Origin of the sequence: Citrobacter sp. RHBSTW-01013 (assembly GCF_013781985.1) — a bacterium.
Lineage (GTDB): Bacteria > Pseudomonadota > Gammaproteobacteria > Enterobacterales > Enterobacteriaceae > Citrobacter > Citrobacter braakii.
In genome coordinates, this window is sequence record NZ_CP056185.1 from 947,195 (window position 1) to 961,321 (window position 14,127).

9 protein-coding genes and 1 pseudogene are annotated in these 14,127 nt (G+C 50.4%); 8 read left to right on the forward strand and 2 right to left on the reverse strand.

The annotated features are described in order from the left end of the window. The 4 genes from vexB to vexE are packed head-to-tail and all read left to right on the forward strand — an operon-like array spanning window position 1 to window position 4,845. Window positions 1-795, forward strand: coding sequence for a Vi polysaccharide ABC transporter inner membrane protein VexB (vexB, locus tag HV350_RS04655; protein ID WP_047499331.1), 795 nt, complete (start codon window positions 1-3; stop codon window positions 793-795). A 25-nt stretch (window positions 796-820) separates the two neighbouring features. Next, a complete protein-coding gene (gene vexC / locus HV350_RS04660) occupies window positions 821-1,516 on the forward strand; it encodes a Vi polysaccharide ABC transporter ATP-binding protein VexC (RefSeq protein WP_141875612.1) in 696 nt (231 codons plus the stop codon). Window positions 1,517-1,538: 22 nt separating this feature from the next. Then, complete coding sequence (gene vexD, locus HV350_RS04665; RefSeq protein WP_181629897.1) at window positions 1,539-2,843, forward strand: Vi polysaccharide ABC transporter inner membrane protein VexD; 1,305 nt, start codon at window positions 1,539-1,541, stop codon at window positions 2,841-2,843. A gap of 19 nt (window positions 2,844-2,862) precedes the next feature. Then, entirely contained in the window at window positions 2,863-4,845 is a 1,983-nt protein-coding gene (gene vexE / locus HV350_RS04670; RefSeq protein ID WP_181629899.1) for a Vi polysaccharide transport protein VexE, read from the forward strand. 228 nt (window positions 4,846-5,073) lie between these two features. On the opposite strand, the gene HV350_RS04675 is transcribed toward vexE, so the two are convergent. Together HV350_RS04675 and HV350_RS04680 are read right to left on the reverse strand one after the other, a co-directional pair. Next, window positions 5,074-5,610 carry a GNAT family N-acetyltransferase gene (locus HV350_RS04675; RefSeq protein WP_049282180.1) on the reverse strand — a complete coding sequence of 179 codons (537 nt, stop codon included), beginning with the start codon at window positions 5,608-5,610 and terminating at the stop codon, window positions 5,074-5,076. A 1,152-nt stretch (window positions 5,611-6,762) separates the two neighbouring features. Continuing rightward, complete coding sequence (locus HV350_RS04680) at window positions 6,763-7,794, reverse strand: IS630-like element ISEc33 family transposase (RefSeq protein WP_046092923.1); 1,032 nt, start codon at window positions 7,792-7,794, stop codon at window positions 6,763-6,765. A 97-nt stretch (window positions 7,795-7,891) separates the two neighbouring features. Here HV350_RS04680 and pgaA point away from each other — a divergent pair. The 4 genes and pseudogenes from pgaA to pgaD form a co-directional block, all read left to right on the forward strand. Beyond that, a pseudogene (pgaA, locus tag HV350_RS04685) lies at window positions 7,892-10,189 on the forward strand (poly-beta-1,6 N-acetyl-D-glucosamine export porin PgaA); the annotation flags it as partial. Window positions 10,190-10,198: 9 nt separating this feature from the next. Beyond that, window positions 10,199-12,220 carry a poly-beta-1,6-N-acetyl-D-glucosamine N-deacetylase PgaB gene (gene pgaB / locus HV350_RS04690; RefSeq protein ID WP_103766705.1) on the forward strand — a complete coding sequence of 674 codons (2,022 nt, stop codon included), beginning with the start codon at window positions 10,199-10,201 and terminating at the stop codon, window positions 12,218-12,220. Beyond that, window positions 12,217-13,551, forward strand: coding sequence for a poly-beta-1,6-N-acetyl-D-glucosamine synthase (gene pgaC / locus HV350_RS04695; protein ID WP_016154305.1), 1,335 nt, complete (start codon window positions 12,217-12,219; stop codon window positions 13,549-13,551). Before pgaB ends, pgaC begins: the two co-directional genes overlap by 4 nt. After that, a complete protein-coding gene (gene pgaD, locus HV350_RS04700; protein WP_016154304.1) occupies window positions 13,548-14,054 on the forward strand; it encodes a poly-beta-1,6-N-acetyl-D-glucosamine biosynthesis protein PgaD in 507 nt (168 codons plus the stop codon). Before pgaC ends, pgaD begins: the two co-directional genes overlap by 4 nt. Window positions 14,055-14,127: the final 73 nt, after the last annotated feature.

A 14,127-nucleotide genomic window follows, 5' to 3' on the forward strand; every position in this document is an offset into this window, starting at 1 on the left:
ATGAATATTTTGAAAAATAATACTTATTATTTTATGAAACTCATTACCGTCTGTGAGTTAATCATTTTGTTAATGTCACGCGATATCAAAACACGCTATAACGGTAATTTGCTAAACTATATGATGGTGCTGGCCGTACCATTGGTATGGATAACCATTACAGTTATTTCTTTTCAATATTTAAATCGCACCGTGCCAATATTCACTGACGATATCAGCTTTGTTATTGCAGGTATATTACCGTATCTGTTATTTCGTTATACCATTACCGCAACCATGCGTACCCGTTCATTCTCCACATCGTTGGCGGTTGTCTCGCAGGTTAAGAAAAGACATGTGATTTTTGCTCTTGCCGCAGTCGAATTTGTTAATGCGGTTATCATTTATATTATTGTTTCATTAATTAACTTTCTTATCTTCTCCCGCTGGGAAGCCCAGAAACCGATCCTGATTTTTGAAGGGATGGTTATCGCATGGCTTCTGGGGTTATCGTTTGGTTACTTTTGTGACGCACTGTCTGAACGGTTTCCGCTGGTCTACAAAGCCGTTCCTGTGGTGCTAAGACCGATGTTTTTGATTTCAGCTGTCTTTTATACGGCGAATGAATTGCCCTATTCATTATTAAGCATATTCAGCTGGAACCCTCTACTTCATGCTAATGAGATAGTCAGAGAAGGAATGTTTGAGGGGTATAACTCCTTGTACCTTGAGCCTCTTTACCCTCTGGCATTTTCCGCAACGTTATTCCTCGCGGGCATCATTTTTCACCTGATTTGTGACACTGAAAATCACTGACTTTAGCTTCAGGAGAGACGCGTTCGTGTTCGGTTTATTAGGTTGTACACGCTATTTTGAGTCTGATAAGGGCCCGCGGGTGGTCCTTGATAAAACAGATTTTGTCATGGATTACCATGAGCATATCGGTATTCTGGCGGCCCCTGGTTCAGGCAAAACGACGCTAACCCGATTGCTGTGCGGTATAGATGCTCCTGATGAAGGGGATTTTATTGGGCTACGGGGTGATGCGCTCCCACTGGGGGCAAATGCTTTTGTTCTGCCGGGGTTAACCGGCGAAGAGAATGCGCGCATGATGGCCAGTCTTTATGGCCTGGATGGCGATGAGTTTTCACATTTCTGCTATCAATTGACCCAGCTTGAACAGCGCTATACCGACAGGGTGAGTGAATATTCTGTCACGATGAAAGCGCATCTGGCATTTGCCATTAATTTACTGCTTCCCTGTCGCCTTTATATTGCCGATGACAAGCTGTACACCGGGGATAATACCTCACAGTTGCGTATGCAGGCGGCGCTAGCTTATGAGTTGCAACAGAAAGGGTTGATTGTGCTAACGCGCAACCCTCGGCTTATTAAAGAACACTGTCATGCGTTTGGCGTACTGCTGCATGGGAAAATTACGATGTGTGAAGATTTAGCACAGGCATCTGCGCTTTTTGAACAATATCAATCAAATCAGGCGATGATTCAAACTGATAATTATTCCTTTGATATATAAATAGAAAATATACGGATAGAGAGTGGAAAATTCAGAACGTATTAAAAAATGGAAAGAGGAAAGGGCGAAGGTAGCAGAAGAAAGCCGAGCCTTGCGACTGAAACAAAAAGAGGATGAACGCGCCCTTCGCCAGACAGAAAAAACGGCCGATGCGAAAAGTCAACATCGCCCAGACGCCGGTTGGTCCGCGACGGATGCTGATTCCGTCCGTAGAGCGTCATTGGTTATTAAAGAGCGACGTGTTCAGCAAGCCAAGCAATCGCTACGTCGGCTCTTTCTTTATATTGCTTTGCCGCTGTTGGTTATTATGCTTATGTCATGGCTATTAACTTCGCGTTTTTATAGCGCGGATGCCACCTTTATTGTGCAAACTGATGCCAGCCAGGATAATTTTTCTGGAACATCTTTCTTTGGTGTAGGCAATGAGATGTCGGAGGGCTTTCAGGTTCGCGAGTTTATACTTTCGAAAGAAATGATGGAGCGGATGGAAAAAGATCTTGGTTTTTTATCTTATTTCGCGCAAGACGATATCGCATTATTTTCCCGCTACCACGCGCCGCTGGGTATTAATGATGATCCTTATCGTTACTATTTATCGAAAGTCTCGGTTGCTGTCGATATTCAACAGGGCATGCTGCGTTTAAACGTCAAGGCGCGGAGTGCGAAACAGGCTGAGTTTTTTGCCCAGCGCATTCTGGCTTTTGCTGAACAGCACGTTAATACCGTTTCAGCGCGGATGCAGCAGGAACGGATTTTATGGCTGGAAAACGATGTTAAATCGGCCCAGGAAAATCTGGGGGCAGCTCGGCTTGAATTGCTAAAAATACAGCATATACAAAAAGATATTGAACCGCAGGAAACCGTGACCGCGATTTATCAATTAATTGCTGGCTTTGAAACGCAGTTGGCGGAGGCGAAAGCGGAATACGCGCAATTAATGGCTAATGGTTTGGATCAGAACCCCCTTATTCCTCGCCTGTCGGCCAAAATCAAGGTCCTGGAAAAGCAGATCGGCGAACAACGTAACCGCCTGTCAAATAAGTTAGGGTCGCAAGGCTCTTCAGAAAGCCTGTCCCTGTTTGAAGATCTTCGCCTGCAGAGTGAGATCGCCAAAACACGCTGGGAATCTGCCTTACAGACCTTACAGCAAGGGAAGCTTCAAGCGTTACGTGAGAGACGGTATTTGCTGATCATTTCTCAACCGATGGTGGTGTCTGACACCACTCGCTATGCTGATGGAACAAAGTGGTTACTGTTCTTCGTGTTGCTGGGCATCGCGTACCTGGTGACTTCTCTCCTGATAACTATCAGGCGGATGCGTGAATAAGGCGGAGTAAGGAAATACGATGAGCTTGCACTCTACATGTAAAAAAAAATCGCCAACCACCCTGCTCAAACAAGAGGATTGGGAGGGGCTATGTCACTATTTCGGGCAGCATCCCGAAAAAGTGCGAGATAGTGCTGGAAATGAGCAAAACATTATTCTCTTCGCTATCGCGTGTTTGCGTAAAGATGAAACAGATGCCGCGCTGACTTTGTTGTCCGACCGTGTGCTGACAGCAAAGAATAGCCGTGATTTATTGCGACGCTGGGTTATTTCGCCGCTGGCATCACATCATCGGGACGCTGTACTACAGGTGGTTAACAAACTGCTGGCGGTGAATGTGTGCCAGCCGGAGGATGTCCTGCTGGTCGCAAGCGTGCTGCTTAAGAGTAAACAATATGCGACTGTTGCTGACTTAGCCGAGCGGGCATGGCTCGCTTTTTCGGGCAATAGCAAAATTTTTGCCCTCCATCTGCGCAGCCTGACGCTTGTGGATAAAGAGTTACAGGCAATCTCGTTGGCCAGAACACAGGCGCAGGAAGTTCCCCCGCGGGGAGATATGATTGAGACCTGCCTCCGTTTCTTAAATAAAAGCCGCCTACCAGAAGATCATGACCTGGCCCGCGCATTGCTCCCATTCTTCGCGTTAGAAAAGCAGGAGTCGGCGGGGCTGGCGGTTGATACGCTGTGCGCTGTCGGTAAATATCAGGAAGCCATTCAGACTGGGGAGTCCGCATTAGCCCGTGGGTTGGATGGTGCAGCGCTGCGTCGTAGCCTGGGGCTTGCCCACTATCAATCTGACCGCAGCCGGGAAGCGAAGCTTCAGGCCGCTGAGCATTGGCGTCATGCCCTGCAATTTAACCCTGATAATTTACGGATCGTGACCCTGTATGCCGATGCCTTAATCAGAACGGGTCAGAATGAGAAAGCCATTCCGTTACTGCAGCAGTCGCTCGCGACTCATCCTGATCTTCCTTATGTCAGAGCCATGTATGCCCGAGCACTGCGCCAGGTTGGGCAATACGCTGCTGCCAGCGATGAGTTTGTACAACTGGCAAGGGAAAAAGGGGTGACCAGTAAATGGAACCGTTATGCCGCGGCGGCGTTGTTACAGGCGGGGAAAACAAGCGAAGCGGAAAGCATCTTTGAGCACTATATTCAGGCCAGAGCAAGCCATCTGCCTCAGTCATTCGAAGAGGGGCTGCTGGCGCTTGATGGGCAAATATCTGCCGTTAATCTACCGCCTGAGCGCCTTGACTGGGCATGGGAAGTTGCCGGCAGACAGTCCGGTATCGAGCGCGATGAATGGGAACGCCGGGCGAAGTGGGGGTATCTTGCCGATAATTATCTCCTCGACTGGCTTGAATGCCGTGGAGAGCAGGCCGACGAACCGATGTATCGGTTGGCCGATATATCGCATGTCGAGCAGTTTTTCCAACGGCTGCAGCTCGATAAGCGTGGTTGCATTGTTGTATCGGCTCATATGGGCGCAATGTATGCCGGGCCGATGATCCTCTCCTTGCTGGAAATGAACAGCAAATGGGTGGCTTCCACGCCTGGCGTGCTCAAAGGGGGCTACGGTGAGCGGTTGATTTCGGTTAGTGACAAAAGCGAAGCGGACGTGGTCAGAGCCTGCATACAGACCTTACATAGTGGGCAGTCGCTTGTTGTGGCGATCGACGGCGCGCTGAATTTGAGCGCGCCGACTATCGACTTTTTCGGCCAGCAGATTACCTACTCCACCTTTTGCTCTCGACTTGCCTGGAAAATGCACTTACCCACCGTATTTGGTGTTCCGGTGTGGCGAGACGGGCGCATCCATTTTGTTTTGGAGAAAATGGTCGATCCGCAGAGGTTCGAAAGCCAGTCTTCTTTTATTGAGCGCTGGAAAGACAATTACCTGAAATGTGTAACCCAAATCCTGAATAGCGGGCCGGAAAACCTGAGACTGTCGGGGGGGATTTGGCGAAATATCACGCGCAGGGATGAATCATCTTCGGGCTGAAAAGATGTTTGCCCCGCGATGCCTTTGGCGCACCAGGCGGGGCCGCCCGCTAAGTAAAACTGAGTTATTCGATTTAGAAAGCATCCGTTCATTAACGTTCGGGTGCTTTTTTCGTTCTAACGAGCTGAAAAATGGAGAATTATTCAATAACTACGTTATACCTGATTGTGGTTCTGTTTGTCTGAGGGTTACCAGAAGACAGTATCCTGAAGTCATCCCTTAGCAATGTTAAATAGCGGCATCGAAATCCGCTGGTAGCGTACTGTTACCTGTACCCAGGCTGCGTTGCATTAATACCGTATCAAGCCAGAGCCCATGCTTGAATCCAATGTTCGTCAGCGTGCCTATTTTCGTAAATCCGGCCTGCTGATGGACTTTCAGCGATCCCTGATTATTGCTGTCGCCGACGATAGCGATCAACTGCCGATAACCCTGCGTTTCAGCCCACTCAATTACATGGCGTAGCAACGCTTTTCCCACCCCCTGACGCTGTGCCGTCGGGTCAATATAAATCGAATCTTCGAGGGTATAGCGATAGGCATAACGCTCGCGGTAGCGGGTGAGATAGCAATACCCGATGACCTTATCTTCTTGTAATGCGACAACCCACGGCAGTCCCAGACTGCGGATTTTTTCCAGACGATCCTGCATCTCGCGGGTATCCGGCGGGTCAGTTTCAAAGCTGCCGGTACCGTGAATAACATGATGGGCGTAGATATCGCGTATAGCGGGGATGTGTGTTTTTTCAGCGTTAACGATTTTCATTGACCAGCTCCCATTGGCATCTGTGTCCAAATTACCTCAAAGGCTGGAAGGAAGGTAAGTGCAAAAAATTATGCGTCTATACCCGTCATTCTTTAAGCTGCATGTGCGTTGGCTACGCTAGCTCACTTCAGTCACATAGTTCGCTATGCTCCTGGGGATTTACTCACTTGCCGCCTTCATGTAACTCGAATTATTTAGGGTATATAAATTATTTTCAATGTAAATAAGCTTTCAAATTGTAAGGGTAAAGGGGGTGTGGTTGATACTGTCAATAATACGCAAGGTTGGTAAATACTTTAGCGAGTTGAGCAATGCACAATTCTTCGCGCACGTATTATGGCGGATACCAAAATACCAATTTTGGTAGATTTCAAGGATAGGTCAAGAAGTCATTTGATTTTATTGAGTTTTTACTGTTTTTTTTACTGTACTTAGTTCTGCTTATGACTGTACCTTTAATTTCATTTTATCGACCCTGTTCGAAACTTAAAATTAGGTTATATTATTTACATTGTTATCTTTGTTGTTATCAGGGGCATTATTATCAGAACTTTCTCTATCCGCACACAATAGTTACCATGCAAACAGTTGCGCGGTGTAGCTATGCCAACCAGCAATAGTTATCATCGTCACAAGGTTTCGTCATGCAAACTTAATCTAAATCCAGAATTCAATCCCAAGAGTATTAGGATTATTTAGTCTAAAATACTTTTTTGTCTAAGAGTTTTCGTATCGCATAGCCACGAACTACGCTGAGTGATAAAATTTTCGAGTTTACGCCTGCTTTCCCACGATTAGAGGGCGAGGCGCGGGTAGTCAATAAGACGAAAGAATTAATTGCTTCATAACCCTATTGCAAAATAAGCGGCAGTGCATCTTACATGGTCGGGTATCGTTAGCAACCGACTGTAATATATTGAAAACGCTTATTTTTACTCTGATGTAAGTTATAAGGGCAGATATGTTAAGTATGCGTCGACATGCCAACTTCATTAAACGTTTTAAGTCTTTAAGCTGTTTATTTACGGCAAGCGTTCTTTTCCCTATGCAAATCTCTGCAGCGACATCAGATTATGACGCTTTGGTTATTGAAGCGCGGGGTGGTAATAGTGCACCGTTATTGCGTTATCTAAATAGCTGCGCCTAATACCGCTACACTTTTGCCTGACCATGTTTTCCTCCGGGGAATGGGCTGGCGGTTTCCATAAAATGGCGGACCTTTTTCAGTAACTGCCACATTGAGCGGCACTGATGATTACGGGTTATCGTGTCATGAAGTGCCTGCCATAGCCGTTCCACATGATTCACCCACGGCGAGTAAACCGGCTGGTAAATTACCCTGAACTTGGGATTTGCTTTCAACCAGCGCTGTGTTTCGCGGCTTTTATGGATAATGTAGTTATCAACGATCAGCGTGATTGTTTTCGCCCGCCGGTAAGTGGCTTTCAGGTGCTTCAGCAGAGCGATAAACAGCGCTGAACTTTTGCTGTTGCCGCCCACGTAGCTGACTTTACCCGTGCCACTGTGCAGTGCGCCGGCCAGATAGTATTTTTCGTTCTGCCCCGGCGTCACTACCCGTTTCTGCTGTCCGCGCAACTGCCAGTCCGCACCGATTTTAGGATTAAGGTGGATATCCACTTCATCTTCATAAAATACCGGATGCTCTGCGCTGCATTCATCCAGCGCTTTGTGGATTACCGCCATCTTTTCATCTTTATGTGGGTCACGGATACGCAGAGTTGGCGCGGCCCTGCGCCATACAAGCCCCGCAGATGGCAACCAGCGGCGAACGGTTCCTGCATGTAACTGGCAACCGGTTATCTCATTGATTTTTATTGCCAGTAATTCGGTGCTCCAGCGTGAACGTTGATAACCAAAATCGCCGGGAGAATGCTTTATCAGCTCACGTAACAGGGTGCAGATATGTTCAAAAGGCCAGCGTCGGGAGCGCCCTGCGGGTAAGGATTTCAGGCCTTCAATACCTGAGTGCGTAAACCAGTTAATCCAGCGACCAACGGATGAACGGGCACAACAGAGAGTTCTGGCAACATCGCTGACCCGTTCACCCCGATGAAGCATCAGCATGGCCGTGAGTCTGCGGGCATGATTTTTATCGCGCGTTTTATGAATAGCTTTCTGCATCAGGCGTCGTTCGCCACGGGGTATTGGTGCTATGATCGGCATCGCTCAGTCCGGTTGGTGGTTTTGGTTGGTTTGGCGATTGATCAGATCGCACAATCCGGGCTGAGTTCCCTTTCAGTGATCTACTATTCCGCGCAGCTATTTAGAGAATCAGGGAAAGCAAAGCGCGCTAACGCCAAATCAGGTTGCCGACTGGCTGCAAGTTTCCAGTTGGGTTGATAACAACGATAAAGCCACTATTGAAATCTGGCAGCGCTATCGTGGGCAGATGGATGTGCCTGCACGCGGCAAAGTCGCCGCTGCACGTGCGTACCGTAACCAGAAAAACTGGAATGATTCATTAGCGGTATGGGAAAGCGTTTTACAGGAAGAGCCTGACAACGTTGACGTACGCACCGGCTGGATAATGACGTTGGCAGATGCTCGCTACAATCAGCAAGCCCTTACTGAAGCGAATAAATGGGCACAGGCACATCCGGGGGCTGACTCCGATGCGCTACTTGCCTACGTATATCATTCTCAGGGAAAAAACTGGGACGCGCTGTTGGTTGCCAGCCAGGCGGATGACGTTGATCCTGGCAACAAAAATGCAAAATCTACGCTGCTGTCTGCTCTGTCAGCAAACCGTGTTTCCGGGCCCGCCTTAAATATAGCGGAGGTAGTGCCTACGGCAGATCCTGTGAAGCGCCGCCTTGAGCTTGATGCGGCCGCCGAAATGGTACGTTCCTCCTATACGTCCGCACGTAATGAAGAAGAGCGGTTTATCGTGGCGGATAAAGCGCTGGCTCGTTATGACCAGTTGCTGGCTGCCTGGAAGGATGAGCCATCCGCGCAGAATGATGTCCGTCGGGCGAGAATAGACCGCATGGGCGCTTTGCTGGTTCGTAAGCGAACGTCTGAAGTGATTAAGGAATACGAATCGCTTTCTGCGAGCGGCGAAGTGCCAAACTACGCGAAACGCTGGGTAGCATCGGCATGGTTAAGCGAACGCCAGCCAGAAAAAACCGAAGCGATGCTGATGAGCATCTACTACCCGAATGGACCGATTCCCGTTACGCCGCTTGGTCCTGAGGATCAACAGGATCTGTTCTACGCGCATATCGATAATGAAAACTTTGATGCCGCTAAAAAACAGGCCGAAAACCTAATCAAAGAGAGTCCGTACCTGCGACGCATCTATGGTTCGCCAACGCCGCAGCCTAACGATAACTGGCTGCTCGGACAGTCGATGCTGACGCAATATTATATCGCTGCCAATGAGCTACCTGAGGCTGAAAAGCTCGCTGAGCATCTGGCGCGAACAGGTTCAGGTAACCAGGGGCTGCGCATATCTTATGCCTCCGTTCTTGAAGCGCGTGGCTTGCCGCATGTGGCGGAGAAAGAGCTGAAGCTGGCGGAAGTGATTGAGCCAAGTAACCTGGAACTGGAGCGTCAGCAGGCTTATGTTGCGTTGGATCTCCAGGAATGGAGGCAGGCCGATGAACTGACGGATGACGTCATCGCCCGTAGCCCGGATGATGAAGCGACGCTGCGCCTCGCGCGTATTCGTGATGTCCACAAAATGTCGGAAGTGCGCATTAGCGGCACACAAGGGATCTCGTCCGATAGCCCGGTCAGCGGTAAGAATGACTTCAACATCAATACTGCCATTTACAGTCCGCCAATTAACGACAACTGGCGATTGTTTACTGGATTCAACTTTGCTACTGGCGAATTTGAGGAAGGTAAAGGCATCAGCCGCGATCTGGCTGCGGGGGCGGAATGGACTTCCCGCGACTACTGGGCAGAAATGGAAGTCTCTGGCCGAAATTATGGCGATGGTCAGAAAATTGGCGGTCGTCTTTCCGGCTGGCATGACTTCAATGATAACTGGCGCGTAGGTGGTTCGGCCGAGCGCTTGTCGCGTAATACGCCACTGCGCGCGCTGCGTAGCGGCGTGTATGCCAACGGCGGCGATATGTTTGTTCGCTGGTATCAAAACGAACGACGTGAATATCAACTGTCGTTTGCCGCATCACATTTCTCAGATGGTAACGATCGCATCGAATACGGACTCAGCGGAAAAGAGCGCATGTGGACAACGCCGCGCTTCACCCTGGACTTTACCCCGGGCATCGGCGGGAGCACCAACACCAAAGAGAATGTGCCGTATTACAACCCGAAGAGTGATTTTTCCGTGGTACCTGGTCTGAGCGCGGAGCAGGTTCTTTACCGCCATTATGACACCGTGTGGACGCAGCAAGGTCTGGCTGGTGTAGGTGGCTATTGGCAGCAAGGCCAGGACGCTGGTGCCATCGTTCAGGTGGGATACGGACAACGGCTCAAATGGAACAACGTCGTAGATGGCGGGGTGATGCTGATTTGGGATAAACGCCCCTACGACGGTAAACGTGAGCGGAATATCTCCCTCGCTTTCGATTTAAATGTCAGGTTTTAAGGATTGTTCATGCTGAAAAGATGCCTGTGGCTTAGCGCATTAATCGCTGGCTGGTTGATGATTACCGCGTGCAGTAGCGCGCACAATACAACGCCTCGCTACGTTCCTCCCGCAGAGAGAACGCCGCTGACGGCGGATCATCCGTGGCCGAAAAATAGCTTCCTGGTGCTCGGCTACCACGATGTCGAGGATGGTGCCGCCGACCAGCGCTATCTTTCTGTGCGCACCAGCGCGTTGAGCGACCAAATGGCCTGGCTGCGTGATAATGGCTATAACCCGATCAGCGTACAGCAAATCCTGGACGCCCATGACGGTAAAATCGTGTTGCCGGAAAAAGCGGTATTACTCACCTTTGATGACGGATATAGCAGTTTTTATACCCGCGTCTGGCCGCTGCTGAAAGCCTACAACTGGCCTGCGCTCTGGGCGCCGGTGGGGAGTTGGGTTGATGCTCCCGCCAACAAAAAAGTCGATTTTGGCGGCTTAATGACGGCGCGAGATAAATTCGCCACCTGGAAAATGGTCGAAGAGATGGGCAAATCACCGTTGGTGGAAGTCGGTGCGCACACCTGGAATTCGCATTTCGGTGCACAAGCCAACCCGCAGGGAAGTAAAGAACCGGCAGTGGCGAACCGCCTGTATGATAAGAAAACCGGCACTTACGAAACGGATGAACAGTACACGCGCCGTATAAACGCGGATATCTCTCTCATCACCAACAAGATCAAATCGGTGACCGGGAAATCACCGCGCGCGTGGGTCTGGCCTTACGGGGCAGCCAATGGCACAACGTTAAACCTGGCTAAAGAGCATGGCTATAAGATGGCCTTCACGCTCAACGAAGGGTTGGCGAATGCCGAGTTTCTTGATGACATCCCGCGCGTGCTAATCTCTGATAACCCCTCTCTTAAGCGCTTTGCCAGCCAGGTCGCTCAGGTACGTGAACCGCAGACGATGCGCGTGATGCATGTCGATCTGGATTACGTGTATGACAAGGACCCGGCTCAGCAGAAGCGAAACATCGACAAGCTTATCCAGCGCGTTTATGACATGCGTATTTCTCATGTCTTCCTGCAGGCCTACGCCGATCCGCAGGGCGACGGAAATATTCGCGAGCTCTATTTCCCTAACCGCTGGCTGCCGATGCGTGCCGACCTCTTTAACTATATCTCCTGGCAGTTACAAACGCGGGCAGGGGTGACGGTGTATGCCTGGATGCCGGTTCTGGCTTTCGATCTCGACGCTTCCATCCCACGCGTAACCGCCTGGGATCCGAAAACGGGACGTACAGCGATCAACCGCGAGAACTATGTCCGTCTGTCCCCCTGGAGCAGCGAAGCGCGTCAGCGCATCACTGAAATCTATGAAGACCTGGCCAAACACGCCAGCTTCAAAGGGATTTTGTTCCATGACGATGCTTTCCTGACGGACTTTGAAGACGCGTCACCGGAGGCGTTGGCTGCCTACCGCGCCGCAGGGCTTCCCGGAAGCATTGAGCAAATCCGTAGCAATCCACAGGCGTTCGAGCGCTGGACGCGACTGAAAAGTAAGGTGCTGATCGACTTCACCAAACAACTGACCCAGGCGGTGCGTAATATTCGCGGTCCGCAGGTGCAAACGGCGCGCAATATTTACGCGATGCCGGTACTGGAGCCGGAGAGTGAAGCCTGGTTTGCGCAGAACCTGAATGATTTCCTCAATACTTATGACTGGACGGCACCGATGGCGATGCCTTTCATGGAGCAGATCCCGGCTAATGATGCCAACGCCTGGCTCGACAGATTAGTGAATGCCGTTGCACAAACGCCCGGCGCGCTGGACAAAACCGTGTTTGAACTACAGGCACGAGACTGGCGTAAATCCGGGGACGAGGCTGAAATCAGTGGAAAACAAATAGCCGAATGGATGCGCCAGCTGAAATTAAGCGGTGCAGGAAACTACGGCTATTACCCGGATGATTTCATCAGCGACAAACCTGAGATGTCAGAGATTCGCTCGACGTTCTCCTCATACTGGTACCCGCAAAAATGACCGATCGCATAATTGCTTTCCTGATACTTTGCCTGATGTTCAGCCTGCCGTTTGGCGTGGCGGTCATCTTTACAGGTGAAGTGATGTTGAACTTCGTCTTCTTCTGGCCCTTGTTTATGTCTGCTTTGTGGATAAGCGGCGGGGTCTATTTCTGGTTCTACCGTGAGCGTCACTGGAAATGGGGAGATGACACACCGCCACCGACGCTGGAGGGGAATCCGCTGGTTTCCATTCTGATCCCCTGTTTTAACGAAGGGATCAATGCGCGCGAAACCATTGAGGCCGCGCTGGCGCAGCGATATAAAAATATTGAAGTGATTGCCATCAACGATGGTTCAACGGATGACACCCACGACGTGCTGGAACAACTGGCTGTGGAATACCCCAGTCTGCGGGTGATTCATCTGGCTGAAAACCAGGGCAAAGCGCTGGCGCTTAAGACCGGGGCAGCAGCGGCGCGCAGTGATTACCTGGTGTGTATTGATGGCGATGCGTTACTGGACCGTGATGCCGTTGCCTATATTGTGGCGCCGCTGATCCAGTTCCCGCGCGTCGGTGCGGTGACCGGGAACCCACGTATTCGAACCCGCTCCACCTTAATCGGTCGGGTGCAGGTCGGGGAGTTTTCTTCCATTATCGGCTTGATTAAGCGCACTCAGCGAGTTTATGGGCAGATCTTTACCGTTTCCGGCGTGGTTGCTGCGTTTCGTCGTCGCGCGCTGGCCGAGGTCGGTTACTGGAGCCCGGACATGATCACCGAAGACATCGATATCAGTTGGAAGCTGCAATTGCGCCACTGGTCGATATTCTTTGAGCCGCGCGCACTGTGCTGGATCCTGATGCCTGAAACGTTAAGAGGGTTATGGAAACAACGACTGCGCTGGGCGCAAGGCGGTGCGGAGGTGTTTATCGTGAATATGCGCCGCCTGTGGTCATGGGAATATCGCCGTATGTGGCCGCTGTTTTTTGAGTTCTGTTTTTCTACCACCTGGGCGTTTGCCTATGCGATCAGTATCGTGCTGTTCCTGTTAGGGCTGATGATCCCGATGCCGGACTCGCTGTATGTACAACATCTGTTCCCGCCGGCCTTTACTGGGCTAATCCTCGGCGTGGTGTGCTTGCTGCAGTTTGCGGTGAGTCTGATGATTGAGCGGCGCTATGAAAAAGGCATTGGCGCGTCGTTGTTCTGGATTATCTGGTTCCCGGTGGTGTACTGGATGCTAAGCCTGTTCACCACGCTGGTCGCTTTCCCGAAAGTAATGCTCAAACGCAAACGCGGCAGGGCGCGTTGGGTGAGTCCCGATCGTGGAATTGGGAGGATCGAATCATGAGCCAGCCGCTGATCTTTACGGAGCAGCGTTTGCTGCCGCGCATCATTGACGTGCTGTTAACGCTTTTTGCCTGGGTTGGCTTTTTATATTTGATCTATAAAGGGCTGATCACCGCTCTGGCGCACTCACCTTATATAGGCGTGCGACCCTTTTTCACCACGCTGGATACGGTCACGTTTTACATCCTTGTCGCGCTGGTCAACGGACTGGTGCTGATTGGTTGGGCGAAGTACAACCAGTTTCGTTTTCGGGTGGAACGTCGCAGTCGCAGGCCCGGACTGGAAGATCATGAGCTGGCGGAAAGTTTACGTATTACCCGGGAACTGGTGACAGAGCTGAACAAAGCGCGGGTGCTGACGGTTCACCATCATGAAAGTGGTGAAATCAGTCATATCGATGTGGACAGGGATATCGCCGATAACCGTCTACCGCCGCCGACGCCTGCGATGCTGGAGTATTTGCCGCCAGAGCCGCAGCCGTTGTTGCAGAAAAGGCCTGAGTGATATTTCTACTTTCAGTTGCTTCCTTCAGCCTCGCACAGGTCTATGATTAGACCCAGACAATAAAAAAATGCGA